The following is a 21989-nucleotide window of genomic DNA, read 5'->3' as shown; positions in this document are numbered from 1 at the left end:
TTGAATATTTTTAGAACTCAAGAAATAGAGGATGTATCACAAGTAGTTACCCAAGATCAGAAGAATCTTGGAACTTTAGATTTAACATTAATGAGTATAGGTTCTGTAATAGGTACAGGAGTTATGGTTCTTACAGGGATAGTTGCGGCAAAGGATTCAGGACCAGCTGTAAGTATATCATTTGCAATTGGAGCTATAGTTGCTGCTTTAATAGTTCTATGTTATGCAGAGTTAAGTGCAAGTATACAAAGTTCTGGAGGTTCTTATACTTTTACATATGTAACTTTAGGTGAAGTTTTAGCCTATGTAGTCGGAATGTGTGTAGTTGTTGCATATATATTATCTACTGCAACAGTAGCATCAGGGTGGGGAAGTTATCTTTTAAGCTTACTTGATATTATTAATATACATATTCCAAGTGAATTGACTAAAATACCAGCTGAAGGTGGTATTATTAATATTCCTGCTATAATAGCTATACTATTAATAACAATAGTTTTATCTAGAGGAACAAAGGAAAGTAAGAAAGTAAATAATATTATGGTATTAGTTAAGGTAGGAGTTATTGCGATATTTATTGCAGTTGGAGCTTTTCATATGAAAACATCTAATTGGATTCCATTTACACCATATGGAACTACAGGGGTTATGACTGGAGCCGCATCTGTCTTTTTTGCATATTGTGGATTTGATGCAACAGCGTCAGCTGCACCATATGTAAAAAATCCTAAAAAAGCGTTGCCTATTGGGCTTTTAGTTTCACTATTAGTCTGTGCATTAGTATATGTAGCAGTATCTTTAGTTCTTACAGGTATTACATCTTATAAAAATTTAAATGTTGGAGATGCTCTTTCTTATGGATTAAAAGTAGCAGGGTATTATAAAGTAGCATTTATTGTTTCTCTTGGAAGTGTAATAGGAATACTTGCTGTAATTTTTGCAGGTAATTTTGCAACTTCTGAAATATTTTCAACTATGAGTAAAGATGGATTAATACCAAAATTCTTTGATAAAAAAGATAAAAATGGAGTACCATATATATCATTATGGTCAATATGTATTGTTGAAGTAATACTTGCAGGTTTTTGTAATTTAAAAACATTAGCTGATTTTGCAAGTATAGCATTTTTATTAGTTTATATAATGGTATGTTCTTCAATAATAGTATTTAGAAAAAAATATCCTAAATTAGAGAGAAGTTTTAAGACACCATTAGTACCATTTATTCCATCACTTGGAGTTGTATGTTGTATTATTTTAATGGTTAATCTATCTAAAATTACATGGATATTATTTAGTATTATATTAATTCTTATAGTAATAAGTTATTTTAGTTATGGTGTTAGACATTCAAAAGTTTTAAAGGATAAAAAATAATATATTATTTATGTTAAATTATATTATAATAATAAAATAATATAATTTTTGGGAGGAAAGTTTATGGCTATTAAACATGGCGCTAATTTATTTGAACTTTCAAAGGAACTTGGAATTAAAAAAGATGAGATTTTAGATTTTAGTTCTAATATAAATCCTTTTGGAGCATCAAATAAAGCTAAAGAAGCTGTTATTAAAAATATAGATATGGTCTCAATATATCCAGACCCTGAATATGTTGAACTTAAAAAAAGTATATCAAATTACTGCGCTTCAGATTCAAAGCATATTATATTAGGTTCAGGAGCAACAGAGCTTATTTCATCATTTATAAGTATAATTAATCCAAATAAGGCTCTACTTATCTCTCCAGCTTATTCTGAATATGAAAGAGAACTTAAGAAAATAAATTGTAATATAGTTAAATATTTTTCTAAAAAGGAAGATGGATTTAAAATTAATATTGATAAATTAATTGAAGAATCTATTGAAGGTACATATAATCTAATAATTATATGTAATCCTAATAATCCAACAGGTTTTGCATTTACAAAGGAAGAAATAGAAAAATTACTAAAAAACTTTAAGGGTAATGTAATGGTGGATGAAACTTATGTTGAATTCACAGATAAATCTAAATACTCATCATCTCAGTTAGTTAATGAATATAATAATTTATTTGTTATAAGGGGAACATCAAAATTTTTCTCAACTCCAGGAATAAGACTTGGATATGGACTTATTTCTAATGAGAATATAAGAAATAAAATATTAGAAAAACTTGATTTATGGAATATAAATATTTTAGCTGAGACAATGGGTACTGTAATGTTTAAAGACTATGAGTATATAGAAAGTACTGTTAAGCATATGACAGATGAAAGAGAATATTTAAATAAAGAGCTAAGTAGCATAGAAGGAATTAAAGTTTATGAAAGTAAAGGAAACTTTATATTATGTGAAATAGAAAAGGATAATTTAAATGCAGGTACATTATACGAGTCACTTTTAAAAGAAGGAATAATAATTAGAAATTGTAGTTCCTTTGAAGGACTTAATAACAAATTCTTTAGAGTTTGTGTATTAAAGCATGAAGAAAATGAATTATTAATAAAGAAACTTAAATCAATTATAAAATAAAGAGAAGGCTTAGCCTTCTCTTTATTTTATAAAATTTATAATTTTCTTATTGATATTTCTCCAGAGTTTAATGTTTCAATTTTTCCGTCATTAGTTTTAACTATTAAACCACCATTAGAATCAATATCTAATGCCTTTGCATTTATCCATTCATTATTTCTAGAAAATTTAATAGGTTTATCAATAACTAAAGAAAGTTTTTTATATTCTAATAAAATCTCATCATTGTTTAAATCTTTATATATATCTAAGACTTCGTTAATAATTTGAGCTATAAGTTCATTTCTAGTAGTTGTAGGATTATTTATATTATATAAAGAACCTGATATCTCTTTAAGTTCATCAGGAAAGTCTTCCTGTTTAGTATTAAAATTTAATCCGATTCCTATTATTATATTTTCTATATTCCCATTCTTAAGATTTGGAGTTGCTTCTGTTAAAATTCCACATACTTTTTTATTATTAAAAAATATATCATTTACCCATTTGATTCCTACATTTAAATTACATACCTTTTTTATTGCTCTACATACTGCAACAGATGTAGCAGTTGTAATTAATATAGCATTTGATATAGAAGTATTAGCTTTTAATATAATACTCATATATATTCCTGTATCTTTTGGGGAGAAAAATTTTCTGCATAGCCTACCTTTACCTAGAGTTTGCTCATTAGCAATAATAATAGTTTCTTTAGATAAATTAGACTTGCAAAGTTTTTTTGCCTCTGTATTTGTAGAATCTATTAACTTATAAATAAATATGTCACTATCTTTATAGTTATCTTTTAAAAGTTTTTTGATTTTTTCTGCGTTTAATTCCATAATTTCATCACCTTTCTTGAATTATATGGAAGAGAGTTTGTGTTGTCAAATACAAATTTACTATAAATAAAATTTATGGTAAAAATTCTAAATTATATTTACAAAAGATTACATCGAGTATATACTAGTGTATATACATCAGTATAAAGGGGGAGTTATTATGAATAATAAAGTAAAACAAATGGTCTATGGAGCACTTTTAACGGCTCTTGCAATTATAATTCCAATACAATTTAGTTTTCTAAAAGTGAACATACCACCATTTAGTGCAACACTTGCAGCACATGTACCAATGTTTATAGCAATCTTAATATCACCAATGGTTGCAGTTGTAACAGGAATTGGATCAACTTTAGGATTCCTAATATCAGGAATGCCAATGCCAGTTGTATTTAGAGCTGCAACACATATAATTGTTGGATATGTTGGAGCAGTCTATATAATGAAAAGAAAATCATATGTAAAGATGACTGTAATCACTTCAATAATACATGGAGGCTTAGAGGCATTAGTTGTAATACCTTTTATAGGTCTTGATGTATATCAATTATTAATTGTAACTGGAGTTGGAGCTATAATTCATCATTCAATAGACAGTGGAATTAGTTATGGATTATTAACTTTAATGAGTAAAGTTAGGAGAAAAAATATATATACTTTATTTGATGATGTTAGATTAAATAAAGAAGTACAAGCTTAACTTAAATAAAATTATTAAAATAGCCTATATATAGGCTATTTTTTTTATAATATATTATAGAAAAAATATAGATTTTATTTATAGGAAATGAATAATTTACTTTATTATAGTACAGATTTAAAATAAATTTACTTTATAGATTACGGGTAATAAGTATATAATATAAGTTAGAGCTTTTTTATAAAAGTATTGGATTTTTAAAATAAAGACTAAGAGGTATTTAGTGTGAGTAGTGGATTAAAAGAAGAAAAGATTATATTAAAAGAAAAGAGAGAACGTATAGAAGCAGAGCTTTTAAGTAAACGTGATTACGTAAATCAAGTAAGAAGAAAATTCAACGAATTAAGTAAAGAAGCAAAGGGAAAGTATAATGCTGAAAAAGATACAACAGAAAAAGCTATGAATATGGCTGAAAATGACATTCAAAAGTATGAAGAAACATATTTTACCCCTTACTTTGGAAGAGTTGATTTTAGAGAGAAAAGATCAGCAGAGATTGAAAATATATATATTGGAAAACATAGTGTAAGTGATTCAGAAAATGGAGAAGAAATAGTAATTGACTGGAGAGCACCTGTTGCAGATTTATACTATAGTGGTACAGGTGGAGAAGCTTATTACAAAGCGCCTTCTGGAATAATAGATGGAGAACTTTCATTAAAGAGAAAATTCCTTTTTAATGAAGATGGAGAACTGTCTAGAGTGTTTGATGAAAGCATAAATGAACTTATGATAAATGGAGAAGAAGGTCAAGGATTAGTAGATGAATTCTTAAAGATTAATCTTGAAGAAAGCAGAGGAAAAAAACTTAAAGAAGTTGTTGCGACAATTCAAAAAGAACAAAATGATATTATAAGATGGCCAAGAAATCTTCCTATAATAGTTCAAGGTTCAGCAGGTTCTGGAAAGACAACTGTTGCACTTCATAGACTTGCGTATCTTATTTATAGATACAAAGAAACTATGGAAAGTAAAGATATACTAGTGCTTGCCCCTAATAAATTATTTTTAGATTATATTTCAGATATTCTGCCAAGTCTTGGTGCTATGGAAGTTAAGCAAAGCACATTTGAAGAAATGGCAAAAGAAAAGGCTAAGCTTAAAGGTAAAATATACAATAAAGATGAAAAACTTAAAAGTATAATGGAAGAAACAGATGAGAATAAGAAAAAACTTATTGTTAATTCTGCAAAAATTAGAGGATCATTAGTTTTTAAAACTATGATAGATAGATATATTACCTTAGTTGAAAGTAGAGCACTTGAAATAAAAGATATAGAAATTGAAGGTCAAGTATTATTTACTAGAAAAGAAATAATGAGACTGTACTTAAAGGATTTAAAAGCATATCCAATAAATAAGAGAAAAGATGAGATAAAAAGATATTTATCTCTTAAATTAAAAGAAAAGATAGCTATTCTTACTGAAAAAGTTAATTTAGAGTGGGAAAGTAAAATTAGAGAAATTAAGTTAAATGAATCTGACTCTAAGGAGAGAAGAGAAAAGCTTATAAAGGTATATGATGAAAGAGATAGAATAAAAGATAGTATAAAGAAAAATTCAAAAACATGTATGAATAATTATTTTAAAGCTTGGAGAGGTATAAATCCAAGTGATATATATAGAGGATTTTATAATGATGAAGATTTATTCTCTATAGCAACCGATTCTAAAATACCAGATAAGTTAGCTGAATTTATGAGAGAAGAATTTAATAAAAGAGATGAAGAAGGCTATATAGATGAAGATGATTTAGCTGCACTTTTATATATAAGAGTCTTACTTGAAGGAATAGATGAAAAGGAAAAGTTTAAACACATAGTCGTGGATGAAGCGCAAGACTATAGTCCTATGCAAATATATTTAGTAAATGAACTTGCAAAAGGAAATTCTTTAACATTAGTTGGAGATTTAGCTCAAGGAATTTATTATTATAAAGGCCTTACTAATTGGACTGATATAACTGATGGATTATTTGGAGGGAAAGCTACTTTTATAAGCTTAACACAAAGTTATCGTTCAACAGTTGAAATAATAGACTTTGCAAAAGGTGCATTAGATGCACAAAAATTGGGATTAAAGGATGCAAAACCAGTACTTAGACATGGTGATGTTCCAGAAATAATAAATGTAGAAGAAAAGACTGAATTACCAAATGTTATAGAAAATATTATAGATAATGTTATAAGAAAGGGTAAGAATAGTATTGCAATTATAACAAAAGATAGTGCTGAAGCCGAACAATTAGAAAAGGCTATAAAAAGAAAGTGTAAGTATAAGTTCCAAAGAATAAAAGGAAAAGAAAAAGAAATAAAAGAAGATATGATAATAATTCCATCATATCTAACAAAAGGATTGGAATTTGACTGTAGTATAATTTATAATCCAAGTGAAGAAAATTATAATGAAGAAAGTACATTGGATCAAAGACTATTATATGTATCTTTAACAAGAGCACTTCACACAGAATATATAATTTCATTAGGAAATACTACATCTTTAATTACAGATAATTAGTATTAAATTTTTTGTTGAAAAATAAAAAAAATTAATATATAATTCTCTATAGTTTAAGTCAAAGAATAGATCTTAAAGGAAATATAGCTTAAAGAAGTAAACTATATTTTTTACTTCTTTAAGCTTAAGTTATGCTATAAATTAATTAATAATTTAGGAGGAACAATAATGGACGATAAGGAAATAATGTCATTTAGAGATGAAGAAGGTAACAAAGTAGATTTTGAAGCTGTTGCAAGAATATTTCTTGATAATAAAGAATATCTTTTATTAACACCTGTTGAAGAGGATGCAGAAGATATATTTATTTTCAGAGTTGATAAAGTAGATGGTGACAAGGAAGAACTTAACCTTGTAGAAGATGATAAGGAATTTATTGCTGTAAAGAAAGAATACAAGAAGCTTTTATACTAAAAGGAGAGAAGTAAAAATGAATGTAGCCGATATAATTGACATATTAGAAGAAAATGGGTTATCAGAAGTTGAAGAATTAATGGTAGAAGAGGATAATGCAGTAGTAGAATTTTTCTATGACTTTGATAGAGATGAACTTACGGCTGCAAAAGCTTATGCAAATGAAGAAAGTGATGCAGAAGAAAATAGTGATGAATGGAATAGAGATTGGTTTATACCATATCTTTTAGATTTAGCTAAAGATAATGTTGAAGCTGTATTAGAAGATATAACTGAAGAACTTCAAGTAGAGGGTATAATAAAAGAAGCAAACATTGATGGTAATAACAATGATTACATAAAGTTTGTAGGAGCATTTTGTACAGAAAATTGTAGTTTAGATCTAGAAGAAATTTTAAACGATTACTTATAAGGAATAAAGAGGATAAATAAGTAATTATTAAATACTTGAAATAGAAAAAAATTGTGATATAATAAAGTCATAAAGTTCCTGAGATGTGCGCCAGGCTTATCATATTCAACCTACATATGATATCCGGGATTTGCAAAATTATAATGGATGTCAGGCTCCAAGCTTTATGCTTCAAAATTTTTGACAGGAGAAGGCTGAGATTATATGAGTAGAACCCACCTGCGAGGCGCAGGTTTTGAATATATAAGCTAACGGCATGTTGGGAGAATTATTTAGAAAATTAATACCTCTTAAAGGGGTATTTTTTTATTTTAACTAGAATATTTAGAAATTATATAGTTAGGTGTAATAATAATTTTCTAGTGCTTTTATAGGTAGCAATTAGGGAAAAGTCTATGAAAATTATTATTACACACTATAAATCAATTTTAAATATAAAAATTATTAAGCGGCTATGCGATCTAAATTCCTATTATTTTTAGTTTTATTTACATGAAGCTTGTACAAAATCATTTGATATCTAGTTATATCTTTATCTAAATTCTGAGATAACTTAACCATTAATTTATTAGTTGGCTTTAAAAATTTAAGTAATAAATTCATAATAAATTGTCTCTTTAATATCTTTTTACGGATTTTTTTAGCTGTCATAATTTACACCTCACTTGTAAAAATATTGATTTTATAGTCATATTATAACATTTATACCAAATATGTAAATTTAAATTGATATACAAAAATTGACAAATGAACAGGGAATGTCAAAGATTAATAAGTTAATTTGTCTATAAAACATAAGTAACTGTCAAAAAACATATTTAATTGAAAAAAATAATTTTAAATAAAGCTGTTGAAAACACAAAAGCCTTGTGGATAAAAGTTGATTATACACATAATTATAGGTAAAATAGGAATAAGAAAATAAAAATATACAAACATTTGAGGAGAGAAATGATAATGGAAAATAAAGAATACAATATAGATAAGATGTCAATAGAAGAAGTAACTGAAAAGATTAATGAATTATATAAAAAAAGTAAAGAGGAATGTGGACTTACTGAAGAAGAGAAGGATTTACAACAAAAGCTTAGAAAAAGATATATAGATAATGTAAAAAGAAATTTTAAAGCACAACTTGATTCAATAAAAAAGAAATAAAATTAAAAAGGGTGATAGTATATGGCGGTAACTGTTGAAAAGTTAATTAAAGATTTCGAACTAGAAGTATTAGTAGAAGGTAGCGGGGATGAAGTAATAACTGTTAGTGATGTTAATAGACCAGGTCTTCAGCTATCAGGATTCTATAACTATTTTACGCCTGAAAGAATACAAGTAATTGGTAAGGCTGAATGGAGTTTTTTAGATGATATGCAAGTCGAACTAAGAAGAAAAAGACTTAAAAAATATTTTAGTTTTGATATGAAATGTGTAATCATAACAAGAGATCTTGAGCCACATGAGGAATTTATAAAGTATGCAAAGAATAAAAATATATGGGTTTTAAGAACTAGTTTAGTTACCACTAAGTTCATTAGTAGACTTACAATATATATGTCTGACAAGCTTGCACCAGAAACAAGATTACATGGGGTGTTAGTAGATGTATATGGAATTGGTATATTAATAACAGGTGAAAGTGGAATTGGTAAAAGTGAAGTTGCACTTGAACTTATAAAAAGAGGACATAGATTAGTAACGGATGATGCTGTTGATATAAAAGAAATTGATGGAGAACTTATTGGTTCATCACCAAAGATAACAATTGGAATGCTTGAAGTTAGAGGGATTGGAATTATAGATGTATCTGCATTATATGGATTAAGCTCTGTGCTTCAACAAAAAGACATAAAGCTTGTTATGCACTTTGAACATTGGAAAAATGATGGTGATTATGATAGACTTGGAACTAACTATGAATATATGGATATACTAGGTACTAAGGTTAGAAAATTAACAGTTCCAATAAGACCAGGTAGAAACATAGCTGTTATTATTGAAGCAGCTGCTGTAAACTTTAGATATTCACTTATGTCTAATGAAACACCAGTAGATATAATAGAAAGTAGAATAAATAGTATAAGCGATAATAATTAATATAATAATAATATGGTAAGAGAAATTAATAGGGAGGAAGACATATAATGAAAAAGAGTGCTTGGGAAAAATACGATGAAAAAGGTATTGAGAAAATCTTTGAGTTTAATGAAGGATATAAGGAATTTATATCAAAATGTAAGACAGAAAGAAAATGCGTAGAAGAAAGCATTAAAATTGCAGAGGCAAATGGATTTAAAAATTTAAAAGATATAATAAAATCAAATGAGCCTTTAGAAGCAGGGGATAAAGTATATGCAAACAATATGGGAAAGGCATTAGCTTTATTTGTTATAGGAAAAGAAAGTATTCAAGAAGGGCTTAAAATTTTAGGAGCACATATTGATTCTCCAAGATTAGATTTAAAACAAAATCCATTATATGAAGATACAGATTTAGCTCTTTTAGATACTCACTACTATGGTGGTATTAAAAAATATCAATGGGTTACTCTTCCACTTGCATTACACGGAGTAGTTGTTAAAAAAGATGGGACAAAGATTGATGTAAATATTGGTGACAATGAAGGTGATCCAGTTGTTGGTGTATCAGATCTTTTAGTACATCTTGCAGGAACACAATTAGAAAAGAAAGGTAATAAAGTTGTTGAAGGTGAAGACCTTAACGTATTAGTAGGTAGCATGCCTTTAAAAGGTGAAGAAAAAGATGCCGTTAAGAAAAATATTCTTAGAATATTAAAAGATAAATATGGATTTGAAGAAGAAGATTTTTTATCAGCTGAAATAGAAGTTGTTCCAGCTGGAGACGCTAGAGACTACGGATTAGATAGAAGTATGGTAATTGGTTATGGTCAAGATGATAGAGTATGTGCATACACATCATTAATGGCAATAACTGAAATAAAAGAATGCGATAAGACTTGTGTATGTTTACTTGTTGATAAAGAAGAAGTTGGAAGCATTGGTGCTACAGGAATGCAATCAAAATTCTTTGAAAATATGGTTGCAGAAGTTATAGATAGAATTGAAGGATATTCAGATTTAAAACTTAGAAGAACTTTAGCTAATTCAAAAATGTTATCATCAGATGTTAGTGCAGCTTTTGATCCAAACTATGCATCAGTTATGGAAAAGAAAAATTCTGCATACTTTGGTAGAGGTATTGTATTTAATAAGTATACTGGTGCACGTGGAAAATCAGGATGTAATGATGCAAATGCTGAATATATGGCAGAACTTAGAGCTATTATGGAAAAACATGATGTATCTTTCCAAACAGCTGAACTTGGAAAAGTTGATCAAGGTGGTGGCGGAACCATCGCTTATATATTAGCAGAGTATAATATGGAAGTAATAGATTGTGGCGTTGCACTTCAAAATATGCATGCACCATGGGAAGTAGCTTCAAAAGTTGATATATATGAAACTAAAAAAGGATACGTTGCATTCTTAAAGGAAGCATAAAATAAAAAAGATAAGCAGTAAGTTATTAAAATAATAACTTACTGCTTTTTTTAAAAATAATATTTTTACTCTTCATAATGTAACAATAGGAAAGAAATCTGCATATATTATAGAACAAAGGAGCTGATATTATGTTAAATATAGATACGTCACGTTTTAAAAACTATGGGTTATGGGTTTCAATAGCAGCTTTAATACCAATGGTTTTAAAAGGATTTAATATCGATATTTTACCAGATAATTATCAAGAAGTAATAAATGCAGTTTTAGCAATACTAGTTATGTTAGGAATAATAAGTAATCCTACTACTGATAATAAAGGATTCGTTGATGATAAAATTGATTTAGATAATAAAAAAATAGAGAAATAATGAATTTATAAGTGGATAAAATATAACAAAGGATAAAGATAAACACTTTAAAGCTTAAGTTAAGGTAGTGGATATATTTTAATAAATATATCCACTATATTTTTGAATTTTAAGATTAAGCATTTAATTTTTCTAATATTAGATTAATGTAATTTTCATCAAGGTTCATATCTCCAATATCACCGTGTCTACTATCATTTATGAAGTCACCATGACAATCAGAACCAGCAGATACTAATAGATTATTTTTGTTTGCAAAGTCTAATAGTTCTTTTTCTTGAGTTTTAGAATTTAAGAAATAGATTCCTTCAATTCCATCAAAGTTAAACTGCAAAAAGTCAGATATGTTACTATTGTTAATTAAAATTGGATGAGCTAAAAATACAAGAGCATTATATTTATGTAATAAATCTACTCCTTCTTTAACTGTTATTTTGGTAGTTTCTATATAAGCAGGCTTTCCTTTACCTATAAAATTATCAAATATATAATCTTGAGTATATGGATATCCTGCATCTATAATTGCCTTTGCAATATGAGGTCTAGCTACAACGTTTTCTCCATATTTAATTACATCTTCAAATTTAATTTCTATATTAAATATATCTTTTAATTTCTGTATCATTTCTTTTGCACGATTTAGTCTTCTATTTTTTATTTTATCTAAAAACTCTATAAAGTCTTTTTCTTTATAGCTATCGTCTTTAAAATATCCTAACACATGAATACTTTCACCATTATAGTTAGTTGAAAGTTCTATACCAGGTATAATTTTTATATTATGAAGTTTACTTTCTTCTATAGCTTCAGAAATACCATCAATAGTGTCGTGATCGGTTATTGCAAGTATTGAAACATCATTATTAGAAGCCCTTTTAACCACATCTTTAGGACTTAGTAAACCATCAGAAAAATTAGTATGAACATGAAAATCTACTTTTTTCATGGGGGTCAACTCCTTTTATTACTATTTTATTTTTTAATAGAAAAACCTATGATATAATTTAATTTAAATATTAAGAGTATTTTAGCACAAAAGAAAATAATAATAAATAAAATGGGGGCTGTTTTATGATATTAATGATAGATAATTACGATTCATTTACATATAATTTAGTTAGATATTTTGAAGAGTTAAATGAAAAAGTTATAGTCTATAGAAATGATAAAATAAATAATAAGATTATAAATGAATTAAAACCTAGCGGAATTGTAATATCGCCAGGTCCAAAGGCGCCAAAAGATGCTAAAGAAGTTTTAGATATAATAGATAGTTTTAAGGGGAAAGTGCCTATATTAGGTATATGTCTTGGACATCAGTGTATTGGTGAATATTTTAAAGGTAATATAGTAAAGGGCGTAAGACCGATTCATGGAAAGATATCCAAAATAACTAATACAGGAGAAGGTATATTTAAGGGACTAAAAAGTGAATTTAATGTTACTAGATATCACTCTTTAATAATAGATAAAAAGACTCTTCCAAAAGAACTTAAAATAACAGCACAAACAGATGATGGAGTTATAATGGGGATAGAACATAGGGATATGAAGATATATGGAGTTCAGTATCATCCAGAAGCTGTTCTTACAGAGGAAGGACATAGTTTACTTAATAATTTTATAAAAATATGCAAAGAACTTTAAGGAGAAGAGAATGAATTTTAAAATAAAAGAAATAAAAACTAACCTGTCTCCTTTTGATATATATAATGTATTTAAAAATGAGGAAGATAGTGTATTTTTAGATAGTTCTAAAGAAGATAAAGAATTATCTAAGTATTCATTTATAGGAATTAATAAAATTGAAGAAATAGAGGGTATTAATGGAGAAGTTTTTATAAACTCAGAAAGTATAGGAAAAGGTGACTATTTTATAGAACTTGAAAAGAGAATAGAACATTATAAATTAGATTATAAAAGTGATATTCCACTACTTGGCGGATTTATAGGATATATATCTTATGATGCAGGAAGAACGCTCGAAAAGTTACCTGATACATCAACAGAAGACTTTAATATACCTCATATGAAATTTATATTATATAATAATATAATTATATTTGATTTAATAAATCAAAAAACATTTATAACATCTCTTGGGTACAAGGAAAATGATATTGAAGAGATAGAAAGTAAAATATTAAATGCAAAAAAGGCTAAGGATGTAGAACTTACGAATAAAAACATAAAGTTTTATTCAAACTTTACAAAGAAAGAATATATTGAAGCTTTAAGAAAACTTAAAAACTATATAAAAGAAGGGGATATATACATAACAAATATGACTCAAAGATTTTATTGTCATAATGATGAAAATCCATTTTTTATATATTCAAAATTAAGAAAAATAAATAAAGCACCTTTTTCTGCTTATTTAAATTATAAAGATTTCCAAATTATAAGTTCATCACCAGAAAGATTTATAAAAATCCAAGATAGAATGGTTATAACAAGACCTATAAAAGGTACAAGACCTAGAGGAAAAGATAGTAAAGAAGATTTATTTTATAGAAAAGAATTAGAAAACAGTGAGAAAGATAAATCAGAATTATTAATGATTGTTGATCTAGAGAGAAATGATTTAAGTAAAGTGTGTGAAAATAATTCAGTAAAGGTAACAGAACTATTCAAAATAGAAGAATACGCAACAGTATTCCACTTAGTTTCAGAAATAGTTGGTAAACTAAAAAAAGAAAACTCAGCAGTTAAATGTATAAAAGAAGCTTTTCCTGGAGGATCAATAACAGGAGCACCAAAAATAAGATCAATGGAAATTATAGAAGAACTTGAAGGTTTAAAAAGAAATCTTTATACAGGTTCAATTGGTTATTTTGATTTAAGAGGAAATAGCGATTTAAACATAGTAATAAGAACTATAGTAAAAAAAGATAATAAAGCTTACTTTGGAGTTGGAGGGGGAATAACTTTTGAATCTAATGAAGAAGAAGAATATTATGAAACAATTCAAAAAGCTAAAGCGCTTATGAGTGTATTAAGATGAGAAAAATAATACTAGAAGGTGAAAATGTAATTTTAGATAATGGATTATTTTTTGGTCAAGGAGTATTTGAAACTATTTTAGTAAATAAGTCATTAGTATTTTTAGATTATCATATTAAAAGATTAGAAGAAGGTCTTAAAGTATTAAATTTAGAACCTTTTTATGAAAAGGAAGAGGCTTTAAGAATAATCAAAAAATTAAATTTAAAAGATAAGGTTTTAAAAATAACAGTTACGGATAAAAATGTAGTAATTACAACGAGAGATATACCTTATAAAGATAGTGATTATGAAAAAGGATTTAAACTTAAAACATCAAGGGTTTTAAGAAATTCTACATCAATACTTCCAAAAATAAAATCTACTAATTATATAGAAAATATAATTGAAAAGAAGAAGGCTATTTTAGAAGGCTATAATGATGTAGTTTTCTATAATGAAAGAGGTTATTTATGCGAGACATCAACTTCAAATATTTTCTGTATAAAAAATAATAAAATATTTACTCCTAAATTAGAAAATGGGCTTTTAAACGGTACAGTTAGAAATTTTATAATAGAAAATTATGATGTAGAGGAAACTTTTATAACAAAAGACAATTTGCTAAAAATGGACGAGGTGTTTGTAACAAATAGTTTATTTGGTATAATGAAAATTAAATGTATTGATGAAGTTAGATTTAATAAAACAATTTTTACAGATAAAATAAGAGAAGATTATAATAAAACAATTAACGGACCTAATGGAGGATTGAAGATATATGGTAAATAAAGAAAAGATAATTGAAGGCGTAAAACTTATAATAGAAGGTATAGGGGAAGATCCAAACAGGGAAGGGCTTATAGAAACTCCAGATAGAATTGCTAGAATGTATGAAGAAATATTTCAAGGGTTACATAAAACGGCCAAAGATCATTTAAGTAAGACATTTAAAGTTTCAAGAGATGATTTAGTTATAGAAAAAGATATAGTATTTTATTCAATGTGTGAACATCACTTTGTACCTTTCTTTGGAAAAGCACATATAGCATATATTCCAAATGGAAAAGTTGCGGGTTTATCAAAGCTTGCAAGAACACTAGAGACATATGCTAAAAAACCTCAGCTTCAAGAAAATTTAACTAATGAAGTTGCAGATGCTATAATGGAGTATTTAGATGCAAAAGGTGTTGTTGTAATGATTGAAGCAGAACATATGTGTATGACTATGAGAGGTGTAAAAAAGCCAGGTACAAGAACAATAACAACAACATATAGAGGAATATGCAAGGATGATAAAGATTTAAAGAATGAAATTTTATCACTTATGAAGTAGGTGAATATATTTTTATGGATAAAATAAATGAAATTTTACAAAACGATATATTTAAACTTAACATGGAGAAGCTTGAAAAACTTGAGGAAAATAGAGAGTTTTGTAGACATGGAATTAATCATAGTTTAGATGTTGCAAGAATAGCATATATTATGACTTTAGAAAATGGGCTTGATTATTCAAAGGACATTATATACGCTATAGCCCTTCTGCACGATATAGGAAGGGTTATGCAATATGAAAAAGGAGTTTCCCATCATGAAGGAAGTGTAATAATAGCAGAAGAAATTTTGAAAGATACTTCGTATGATGATGAAGAAATCAGTATAATAATTGAGGCTATTAAAAATCATAGAAACAAAGAGAATGCTAGTGAATTTAATAAACTTATTTTTAAGAGTGATAAGTTATCTAGAAATTGTTTTATGTGTAAAAGCTATGATGAGTGTTACTGGGGCAGTAATAAGAAAAATAATATAATTAATTATTAAGGTGGGAGATTTAGCATATGAAAATAGGAAATAAAGAATTTGATTTAAAAGAAAGAACATATGTAATGGGGATATTAAATGTAACTCCAGATTCTTTTTCAGATGGAGGAAAATTTAATGAAGTAGATGCTGCGCTTAAAAGGGTTAAAGAAATGATTGAAGAAGGTGCAGATATTATAGATGTAGGTGGAGAATCAACTAGACCAAACTTTGAAGTTGTTAAAGAAGAGGAAGAAATAAAAAGAGTTGTTCCTATAATAAGAGCAATAAAAGAAAATTTTGATATTCCGGTATCTATAGATACTTATAAAAGTAAAACAGCAGAAGCGGCAATTGAAGCTGGTGCTGATGTAATTAATGATATATGGGGATTTAAGAAAGATAAAGATATGGCAAAGGTAGCAGCTAAATATAATGTACCATGTATATTAATGCATAATAGAGAAAATAAAGAATATAACGACTTAATGAAAGATGTAGTATTTGATTTAGTAGAAAGCATAAATATTGCACTTAATGCTGGAGTAAGTAGAGAAAATATTATTTTAGATCCAGGTATAGGATTTGCTAAAAATTTAAATGAAAATTTAATTGTTATGAATAACCTTGAAAAGATAAAGGATTTAGGATATCCAGTGTTATTAGCTACTTCAAGAAAATCTATGATAGGCCTTACTTTAGATGAACCTGTTGATCAAAGAGTTGAAGGAACGATTGCAACTACAGTTCTTGGGATTACTAAAGGATGTGAATTTGTTAGAGTTCATGATATAAGAGAAAATAAGAGAGCGTGTGTTATGACTGATGCAATGCTAAAAGCAAAATAAGAAGGGAATACTTATGGATAAAATATATTTAAAAGACGTTGAAATATTTGCAAATCATGGAGTTTTTAAAGAAGAAAAAACTTTAGGGCAAAAGTTTATCTTTGATATAGAGCTTGAATTAGATCTTTCAAAAGCAGGTAAAACTTCTGATTTAGAATCATCAGTTCATTATGGAGAACTTTGCCTTGCTATGGAGAAAGTAGTATTAGAAAAAGATTATGATCTAATAGAAACTGTTGGAGAAAAGGTAGCGAGCTTTATACTTAATGAATATAATCAAGTTAAAAATGTTAAAGTAAAAGTTAAAAAGCCTTGGGCACCAATTGGAAGACATTTGAAATATGCTGCTATTGAGGTGAATAGGGGATGGCATGAAGCTTTTATTTCAATAGGAAGTAATATTGGAAATAAAGAAGAAAATTTAAATAAAGCAATTGAATATTTAAAAGAAATAGATGAGATACAAGTTTTAGATGTATCAAGTTTTATAGTAACAGAACCTTGGGGACTTGAGGATCAAGAGGAATTTTTAAATGGAGCTTTAAAAATAAAGACAACATTATCACCTAAGGAACTTATGACAGTTCTTTTAAACATTGAAGCTTTAATGAAAAGAGAAAGAATTGTAAAGTGGGGACCTAGAATAATTGATTTAGATATTATCTTTTATGATGATATTATAAGTGATGATGAATATGTAGTAATACCTCACCCAAGAATGGAAGAGAGAGAATTTGTACTTAAGCCTTTATGTGAAATAGCACCAAATAAGCTTCATCCATTACTTAAAAAAAGAGTTTTTAGATTACTTGAAGATTTAAAATAGATTATTTTAAGAAATGAATTGAATGATAAAAAGTGGAGCAAGATTAATCTTGCTCCACTTTTTTATGTTCAATATAGTCACAGAAGTCATATAAATTATAATGAGTAGGCACGTCTTTCATATTTACAATATCTTCACTATAATTTCCATCCCAAGGTGATAATTTAGCATTTTCTTTATCATAAATTTTTATAATATATTTAGAATCAGAAAACTTTATTATTAATCTAAATTTTTCTTTGCTTTTAGTAGTAAATTCTTTAGAAAAAGCTTCATCATCTAAAGAGGTTAAAAAATTATTTAAAATATTAAGATCTTCCGAAGAAACAGAATAATACTTATAAAGATTAGTGTCAAATACATCTAATGAGAATTCTTCTTTATTTGATAACTTTTCTAATATTTCGTTAGTGTAATATGTTTTAGATGGACTATCTTTAAAGTTTGCATATCTTGCTACGTCAAAATTACAACCTATTAAAGAAATTAAAGGTAATAGTAAAATAAAAAATTTAATTTTTTTCAAAACAAACCTCCTTTTAAAATAATGAACTTCTATAATAACTTATTCTTATATATGTATATTTAGAACATTTTAAGCCTATCTGAATATAATAAATTAATAAAAGTGCTCTTTAGGAGGTATAGGATGAAGATAGGAATAGACATTAATGATTCTGTTATTTCAAACCAAATAAAAGAGAAACTTAAAGATTATGAATACCAAGTGGTAGATATATGTTTAAAAAATATAAGAAGTATAGGTGAGGAAGTATTTAGAAAAGCAATACTTGTAAATGCTTCAAGGTTAGATTTTTTCTTGTCTATTAAAATCTCAGAAGAAGAAAATTCTATTAAGATTTATTACGAAGAAGATGGACTTTCAAAAAAATTTTCCTATGAAATATTAAAAAAATTAAGAGAGCTTAAATTAAATGATATAAGTTTAGAAAATGGTGAAGATTTTTATTTAATAAAAAATACTGATGTACCAACTATTTTAATGAAAATGAACTTACAAGTGCTTAATATAAATAAAGAAATATTAGGACAGAAAATAATAGAGTGCATAAAATGTATAGACAATATTTCATAGTAAATAAAGGGGGTTAGAGTGAATGAGGATAATAGCGACTATGGGACCAAGTATTAGAAAGAAGAAAGTAATAGATGAGCTTATAAAAAATAATGTTGATACATTTAGGTTTAATTTTTCGCATGGTTCTATAGATGAGTTTAATAATATGAAGAATAACATCAAAAGCTTAAATGAGGACATAGATATTATGGTTGACCTACCGGGAAATAAAATAAGAATTTCTGATAAGTTATTATACATTTATAAAATATACAATGGAGAAGAAATCATATTTTGCGGGGAAGATGTGTATGTTAATAAAGGATATATAATTAGAAAAGGTGAGACGAAGATAATACCTTTAAATATTAAAGATAATACTTTAAATGAAGATGATATTGAAAGTATCTCTATGAAGGATGGTACTATGCAATTTGAAGTAATAAAAAAAGAGGATAGGGGGATAAGAGTTAGGGTTAAAAAAGGTGGGATAATAAGAGCGGGAAAAGGCTTTAATATTAAAGGATATATTAGAAGGGACAAAAGCAATATATCTAAAAAGGATAAGATAGGTTTAGACTGGGCAATAAAAAATAATGCAGATATAATATGTGAATCATTTGTAGAAGATATTTCGGATATAGAAATAGTAAAAAAATATATAAAAGAAAATAGTGATAGTAAGTACAAGCCTATTATATTTGCAAAGGTTGAAACTATAAAAGGTGTAGAAAATATTAATGAAATAGCAAATGAGGTATCTGGAATAGTAATTGGAAGAGGCGATTTAGTTCCAGAAAGTAGTATAATAGAGGCTCCTATATATCAAGGAGAGTTAATAAAAAATCTTAAGAATTATAATGGAGAAATTATTGCCGCAACTCATATTTTAAATAGTATGAAGATTGGAAGGATGGCAGAATTCTCAGAAGTAGATAGTATATATAATTTAATTTGCAATGGAGTTAAAGGTTTTCTACTATCTGGAGAGACATCAATTGGAAAAGCACCAATAAAGACAGTTAAATTTTTAAATGATGTAGTTAATATTTACAAATTAAATATATGGGGTGGATGAATATATGAATGAAAAAGAAGATGATAATACTTTCTTTCTTATAGCATTAGCTCAATTAGTATGGACAGCTGCTTGTACGAGCATAGTATTTTTAGTTTATAAGATTTTTGTAGAACTTATATAATAAATTTTTAAGATAAAAAACCTTTTTAAAAAGGTTTTTTATTTTTTAATGGTAATTTGTATATAATTCATATATTGTATAAAATTGAAAAATAAATTATAATGAGTGAAAGGGAGATAGGTGAGGATATGGATAATAATATGACAATTAAGAAAAAGATTATAGTTAGGATATTACCAGTAATTTTTATTGTATCAGTTATAGGGGCTATATCATTAAGTTATTTAATTAAAGTTGAAATAAAACAAAATGTTAGAGAATTAGTAAATATTGAAGAGCAACATAAGTCTTTAAATGAAAATAGAGAGATTACATTAAATGATGATTTCTTAACAAAGGAAATGAATACATATGCAATAGAGAGTTTTTTTGTAATATTTGTTTTGCTTACAATTATAACATCAATAATTGTTCAGATAATTGATAAATCTTTAAAAGCATTAGAAAGAATGAAAAATGACTTAGGTAAATTTGCTATGGGGGATTTTTCATTTAATATGAAAAGAGAGAAAGATTCAAGTTCAGAACTAGATGAAATGTTTAATTCATTTAAGAAAACTCAAAGAACTATTGAACGTATGATTGCAAATGTAAAGTTTAATTCAGAGGCAATAGATGAAAATGCATACGTATTAGCAACAACATCTAAAAAGTTATATAATCTTACAGAAGGTATTACAATAGCTATAAATGATGTTGCAAAAGGAACTGCTAATCAAGCAATTGATTTGTCTACTATTTCCTGCACTTTTAATAAGTTCGGTGAAGATGTTGATGATGTGTCAAAAGATGTGAAAGAAATAGAAGAGATGGCAAGTGCTATAAATAAAAAAGCAAATGATAGTAACTATGAATTAGAAAAATTAACATCAAATATGAAAGAGTTTATAGAGGAATTTGGAAGATTTAATAAATCTATAATATCAACTACAAATGAAATTAATAAAATAAATCAAATGACAGACTTAATAAATAATATATCAGAACAAACAAATCTTTTAGCGCTAAATGCTGCAATAGAAGCTGCAAGAGCAGGGGAAGCTGGGCGTGGATTTGCTGTAGTATCAGATGAAATAAGAAAACTTGCAGAAAGAAGTAGAAGTTCAACTGAAAATATATGTAATACTGTAAAATTTATTTTGAATAATACAGAATTGCTTATTGAAAGAACATCTAAAATAGATAAACAGCTTTCAGATCAAACGGAGATTGTATCTAATGCAATAAGGGTATTTTCAGCGATATCATTATCAATAAATGATATAATTCCAAAGATAGAAACTATGTCTAAAGCTTTTTATAATATACAAGAGAGTAAAAGTGAGATTTTAGAAAAAGTTGATAATGTGTCTGCTATATCCCAGGAAATATCTGCAACTACTGAAGAAGTTACAGCATCAGTTGAAGAGTTTCATGGTATTAGTGAGAGTATATTAGGTACAGCTGAAAATTTAACTGCATTTACTGGAGATGTAAAAATAGAGTTAGAAAGATTTAAAGTTAAGCCTATTGATCAAATTGAATATGAGGATGAATAAAAAATAAAAGAGTGTCACTAAAACTGACACTCTTTCTTTATGTGCTTTTAATTAGATATAATCCAAGATATTATCCCTATTATAGGAAAAATAATCCCCCAATATTCTATATCAATAAAGAAGAAAGAATGTTTTTTTCTAAGGAGCACTTCTTTCCCAGTTTCTTTATCTATGTATGTTTTTTCATCATTATTTAAGATGTGCCCTAATAATAGACATAGCAGTCCTGCAATAGAAAGTGCTATAAATTTAGGCCAACCATGATCTCCATAATAATTTTGGTTAAATAATATATTAACTAAATACTCAGTTAATATAAGACTAAAAGCAGCCATTATAGGTGCTAATATTCCACCTCTACTCCAAATAAGCATAATATTACTCCTTTTTAATAATTAAATTTTATGACAATCTTTTGTATATTAACTTGTATTAT

General features: G+C 27.0%; 25 protein-coding genes and 1 other RNA gene. 21 read left to right on the top strand and 5 right to left on the bottom strand.

The window, feature by feature from the left end; genetic code table 11:
- A complete protein-coding gene (locus ACZ5TJ_RS11100) occupies nt 1–1377 on the top strand; it encodes an APC family permease (RefSeq protein ID WP_464199689.1) in 1377 nt (458 codons plus the stop codon).
- 63 nt (nt 1378–1440) lie between these two features.
- Entirely contained in the window at nt 1441–2517 is a 1077-nt protein-coding gene (locus ACZ5TJ_RS11095; RefSeq protein ID WP_464199687.1) for a pyridoxal phosphate-dependent aminotransferase, read from the top strand.
- A 35-nt stretch (nt 2518–2552) separates the two neighbouring features.
- On the opposite strand, the gene ACZ5TJ_RS11090 is transcribed toward ACZ5TJ_RS11095, so the two are convergent.
- Nucleotides 2553–3341, bottom strand: coding sequence for a biotin--[acetyl-CoA-carboxylase] ligase (locus ACZ5TJ_RS11090; protein ID WP_464199685.1), 789 nt, complete (start codon nt 3339–3341; stop codon nt 2553–2555).
- 160 nt (nt 3342–3501) lie between these two features.
- Between ACZ5TJ_RS11090 and ACZ5TJ_RS11085 the strand changes: the two genes are divergently transcribed.
- From ACZ5TJ_RS11085 to ssrS, 5 genes are all read left to right on the top strand, one after another.
- Nucleotides 3502–4041, top strand: coding sequence for an ECF transporter S component (locus ACZ5TJ_RS11085; protein ID WP_464199683.1), 540 nt, complete (start codon nt 3502–3504; stop codon nt 4039–4041).
- Between the two features lie 225 nt (nt 4042–4266).
- Entirely contained in the window at nt 4267–6558 is a 2292-nt protein-coding gene (gene helD, locus ACZ5TJ_RS11080) for an RNA polymerase recycling motor HelD (protein WP_464199681.1), read from the top strand.
- A gap of 168 nt (nt 6559–6726) precedes the next feature.
- Complete coding sequence (locus ACZ5TJ_RS11075; protein ID WP_054200187.1) at nt 6727–6972, top strand: DUF1292 domain-containing protein; 246 nt, start codon at nt 6727–6729, stop codon at nt 6970–6972.
- Nucleotides 6973–6988: 16 nt separating this feature from the next.
- Complete coding sequence (locus ACZ5TJ_RS11070) at nt 6989–7384, top strand: hypothetical protein (protein WP_464199678.1); 396 nt, start codon at nt 6989–6991, stop codon at nt 7382–7384.
- Nucleotides 7385–7456: 72 nt separating this feature from the next.
- A non-coding RNA gene (gene ssrS / locus ACZ5TJ_RS11065) (6S RNA) lies at nt 7457–7654 on the top strand.
- Nucleotides 7655–7828: 174 nt separating this feature from the next.
- Here ssrS and ACZ5TJ_RS11060 read toward each other — a convergent pair.
- Nucleotides 7829–8035 (bottom strand): hypothetical protein, encoded by a 207-nt coding sequence (locus ACZ5TJ_RS11060; protein WP_464199676.1) that lies wholly within the window; start codon nt 8033–8035, stop codon nt 7829–7831.
- Nucleotides 8036–8341: 306 nt separating this feature from the next.
- Here ACZ5TJ_RS11060 and ACZ5TJ_RS11055 point away from each other — a divergent pair, with 306 nt between their 5' ends.
- The 4 genes from ACZ5TJ_RS11055 (at nt 8342) to ACZ5TJ_RS11040 (ending at nt 11273) form a co-directional block, all read left to right on the top strand.
- A complete protein-coding gene (locus tag ACZ5TJ_RS11055) occupies nt 8342–8542 on the top strand; it encodes a DUF896 domain-containing protein (protein ID WP_039314207.1) in 201 nt (66 codons plus the stop codon).
- Nucleotides 8543–8563: 21 nt separating this feature from the next.
- On the top strand, nt 8564–9478 hold the full coding sequence (gene hprK / locus ACZ5TJ_RS11050) for an HPr(Ser) kinase/phosphatase (RefSeq protein ID WP_039314209.1): 915 nt from the start codon (nt 8564–8566) through the stop codon (nt 9476–9478).
- Nucleotides 9479–9525: 47 nt separating this feature from the next.
- Complete coding sequence (locus tag ACZ5TJ_RS11045; RefSeq protein WP_464199671.1) at nt 9526–10902, top strand: aminopeptidase; 1377 nt, start codon at nt 9526–9528, stop codon at nt 10900–10902.
- Between the two features lie 131 nt (nt 10903–11033).
- The gene (locus ACZ5TJ_RS11040; RefSeq protein ID WP_464199669.1) at nt 11034–11273 is read left to right on the top strand and encodes a phage holin; all 240 of its coding nucleotides are present in this window, start codon (nt 11034–11036) and stop codon (nt 11271–11273) included.
- A 115-nt stretch (nt 11274–11388) separates the two neighbouring features.
- Here ACZ5TJ_RS11040 and ACZ5TJ_RS11035 read toward each other — a convergent pair whose 3' ends face one another.
- A complete protein-coding gene (locus ACZ5TJ_RS11035; protein ID WP_464199667.1) occupies nt 11389–12219 on the bottom strand; it encodes a PHP domain-containing protein in 831 nt (276 codons plus the stop codon).
- Between the two features lie 125 nt (nt 12220–12344).
- Here ACZ5TJ_RS11035 and ACZ5TJ_RS11030 point away from each other — a divergent pair, with 125 nt between their 5' ends.
- The 7 genes from ACZ5TJ_RS11030 to folK are packed head-to-tail and all read left to right on the top strand — an operon-like array spanning nt 12345 to nt 17735.
- The gene (locus ACZ5TJ_RS11030; RefSeq protein WP_464199665.1) at nt 12345–12920 is read left to right on the top strand and encodes an anthranilate synthase component II; all 576 of its coding nucleotides are present in this window, start codon (nt 12345–12347) and stop codon (nt 12918–12920) included.
- Between the two features lie 10 nt (nt 12921–12930).
- The gene (pabB, locus tag ACZ5TJ_RS11025; RefSeq protein ID WP_464199663.1) at nt 12931–14277 is read left to right on the top strand and encodes an aminodeoxychorismate synthase component I; all 1347 of its coding nucleotides are present in this window, start codon (nt 12931–12933) and stop codon (nt 14275–14277) included.
- Nucleotides 14274–15047, top strand: a complete 774-nt coding sequence (locus ACZ5TJ_RS11020) for an aminotransferase class IV (protein WP_464199661.1) — start codon at nt 14274–14276, stop codon at nt 15045–15047. Before pabB ends, ACZ5TJ_RS11020 begins: the two co-directional genes overlap by 4 nt.
- A complete protein-coding gene (folE, locus tag ACZ5TJ_RS11015; RefSeq protein ID WP_464199659.1) occupies nt 15037–15591 on the top strand; it encodes a GTP cyclohydrolase I FolE in 555 nt (184 codons plus the stop codon). The genes ACZ5TJ_RS11020 and folE overlap by 11 nt, the downstream gene beginning before the upstream one ends.
- A gap of 14 nt (nt 15592–15605) precedes the next feature.
- On the top strand, nt 15606–16082 hold the full coding sequence (locus ACZ5TJ_RS11010) for an HD domain-containing protein (protein WP_464199657.1): 477 nt from the start codon (nt 15606–15608) through the stop codon (nt 16080–16082).
- Between the two features lie 17 nt (nt 16083–16099).
- A complete protein-coding gene (gene folP, locus ACZ5TJ_RS11005; RefSeq protein ID WP_464199655.1) occupies nt 16100–16909 on the top strand; it encodes a dihydropteroate synthase in 810 nt (269 codons plus the stop codon).
- Nucleotides 16910–16922: 13 nt separating this feature from the next.
- Entirely contained in the window at nt 16923–17735 is an 813-nt protein-coding gene (folK, locus tag ACZ5TJ_RS11000; RefSeq protein ID WP_464199653.1) for a 2-amino-4-hydroxy-6-hydroxymethyldihydropteridine diphosphokinase, read from the top strand.
- A 43-nt stretch (nt 17736–17778) separates the two neighbouring features.
- Here the strand turns inward: folK and ACZ5TJ_RS10995 are convergent, their stop codons facing one another.
- The gene (locus ACZ5TJ_RS10995) at nt 17779–18261 is read right to left on the bottom strand and encodes a DUF4883 family protein (protein WP_464199651.1); all 483 of its coding nucleotides are present in this window, start codon (nt 18259–18261) and stop codon (nt 17779–17781) included.
- A gap of 123 nt (nt 18262–18384) precedes the next feature.
- On the opposite strand from ACZ5TJ_RS10995, the gene ACZ5TJ_RS10990 reads away from it, so the two are divergent.
- From ACZ5TJ_RS10990 to ACZ5TJ_RS10980, 3 genes are all read left to right on the top strand, one after another.
- On the top strand, nt 18385–18831 hold the full coding sequence (locus tag ACZ5TJ_RS10990) for a hypothetical protein (protein WP_464199649.1): 447 nt from the start codon (nt 18385–18387) through the stop codon (nt 18829–18831).
- Nucleotides 18832–18853: 22 nt separating this feature from the next.
- Nucleotides 18854–19891: a pyruvate kinase gene (locus ACZ5TJ_RS10985; RefSeq protein ID WP_464199646.1), complete on the top strand. Its 1038-nt coding sequence runs from the start codon at nt 18854–18856 to the stop codon at nt 19889–19891.
- Between the two features lie 252 nt (nt 19892–20143).
- Nucleotides 20144–21553 carry a methyl-accepting chemotaxis protein gene (locus ACZ5TJ_RS10980; RefSeq protein WP_464199644.1) on the top strand — a complete coding sequence of 470 codons (1410 nt, stop codon included), beginning with the start codon at nt 20144–20146 and terminating at the stop codon, nt 21551–21553.
- 47 nt (nt 21554–21600) lie between these two features.
- On the opposite strand, the gene ACZ5TJ_RS10975 is transcribed toward ACZ5TJ_RS10980, so the two are convergent.
- Nucleotides 21601–21927: a hypothetical protein gene (locus ACZ5TJ_RS10975; RefSeq protein WP_464199642.1), complete on the bottom strand. Its 327-nt coding sequence runs from the start codon at nt 21925–21927 to the stop codon at nt 21601–21603.
- Between the last annotated feature and the right edge of the window lie 62 nt (nt 21928–21989).

Source organism: Clostridium budayi, assembly GCF_055396605.1.
Note: the sequence above shows the minus strand (reverse complement) of the source record. Positions and strands in the feature narration are given on the sequence as shown.

Coding starts and splice junctions, on each gene's coding strand:
- ACZ5TJ_RS11040 (WP_464199669.1), top strand. CDS start 11,034: ATGTTAAATATAGATACGTCACGTTTTAAAAACTATGGGTTATGGGTT.
- ACZ5TJ_RS11045 (WP_464199671.1), top strand. CDS start 9,526: ATGAAAAAGAGTGCTTGGGAAAAATACGATGAAAAAGGTATTGAGAAA.
- ACZ5TJ_RS10990 (WP_464199649.1), top strand. CDS start 18,385: ATGAAGATAGGAATAGACATTAATGATTCTGTTATTTCAAACCAAATA.
- ACZ5TJ_RS10985 (WP_464199646.1), top strand. CDS start 18,854: ATGAGGATAATAGCGACTATGGGACCAAGTATTAGAAAGAAGAAAGTA.
- ACZ5TJ_RS11090 (WP_464199685.1), bottom strand. CDS start 3,341: ATGGAATTAAACGCAGAAAAAATCAAAAAACTTTTAAAAGATAACTAT.
- ACZ5TJ_RS11060 (WP_464199676.1), bottom strand. CDS start 8,035: ATGACAGCTAAAAAAATCCGTAAAAAGATATTAAAGAGACAATTTATT.
- ACZ5TJ_RS11070 (WP_464199678.1), top strand. CDS start 6,989: ATGAATGTAGCCGATATAATTGACATATTAGAAGAAAATGGGTTATCA.
- ACZ5TJ_RS10980 (WP_464199644.1), top strand. CDS start 20,144: ATGGATAATAATATGACAATTAAGAAAAAGATTATAGTTAGGATATTA.
- ACZ5TJ_RS11055 (WP_039314207.1), top strand. CDS start 8,342: ATGGAAAATAAAGAATACAATATAGATAAGATGTCAATAGAAGAAGTA.
- hprK (WP_039314209.1), top strand. CDS start 8,564: ATGGCGGTAACTGTTGAAAAGTTAATTAAAGATTTCGAACTAGAAGTA.
- ACZ5TJ_RS11020 (WP_464199661.1), top strand. CDS start 14,274: ATGAGAAAAATAATACTAGAAGGTGAAAATGTAATTTTAGATAATGGA.
- folE (WP_464199659.1), top strand. CDS start 15,037: ATGGTAAATAAAGAAAAGATAATTGAAGGCGTAAAACTTATAATAGAA.
- ACZ5TJ_RS11030 (WP_464199665.1), top strand. CDS start 12,345: ATGATATTAATGATAGATAATTACGATTCATTTACATATAATTTAGTT.
- ACZ5TJ_RS11010 (WP_464199657.1), top strand. CDS start 15,606: ATGGATAAAATAAATGAAATTTTACAAAACGATATATTTAAACTTAAC.
- folP (WP_464199655.1), top strand. CDS start 16,100: ATGAAAATAGGAAATAAAGAATTTGATTTAAAAGAAAGAACATATGTA.
- folK (WP_464199653.1), top strand. CDS start 16,923: ATGGATAAAATATATTTAAAAGACGTTGAAATATTTGCAAATCATGGA.
- ACZ5TJ_RS10975 (WP_464199642.1), bottom strand. CDS start 21,927: ATGCTTATTTGGAGTAGAGGTGGAATATTAGCACCTATAATGGCTGCT.
- ACZ5TJ_RS11095 (WP_464199687.1), top strand. CDS start 1,441: ATGGCTATTAAACATGGCGCTAATTTATTTGAACTTTCAAAGGAACTT.
- ACZ5TJ_RS11085 (WP_464199683.1), top strand. CDS start 3,502: ATGAATAATAAAGTAAAACAAATGGTCTATGGAGCACTTTTAACGGCT.
- pabB (WP_464199663.1), top strand. CDS start 12,931: ATGAATTTTAAAATAAAAGAAATAAAAACTAACCTGTCTCCTTTTGAT.
- ACZ5TJ_RS11075 (WP_054200187.1), top strand. CDS start 6,727: ATGGACGATAAGGAAATAATGTCATTTAGAGATGAAGAAGGTAACAAA.
- ACZ5TJ_RS11035 (WP_464199667.1), bottom strand. CDS start 12,219: ATGAAAAAAGTAGATTTTCATGTTCATACTAATTTTTCTGATGGTTTA.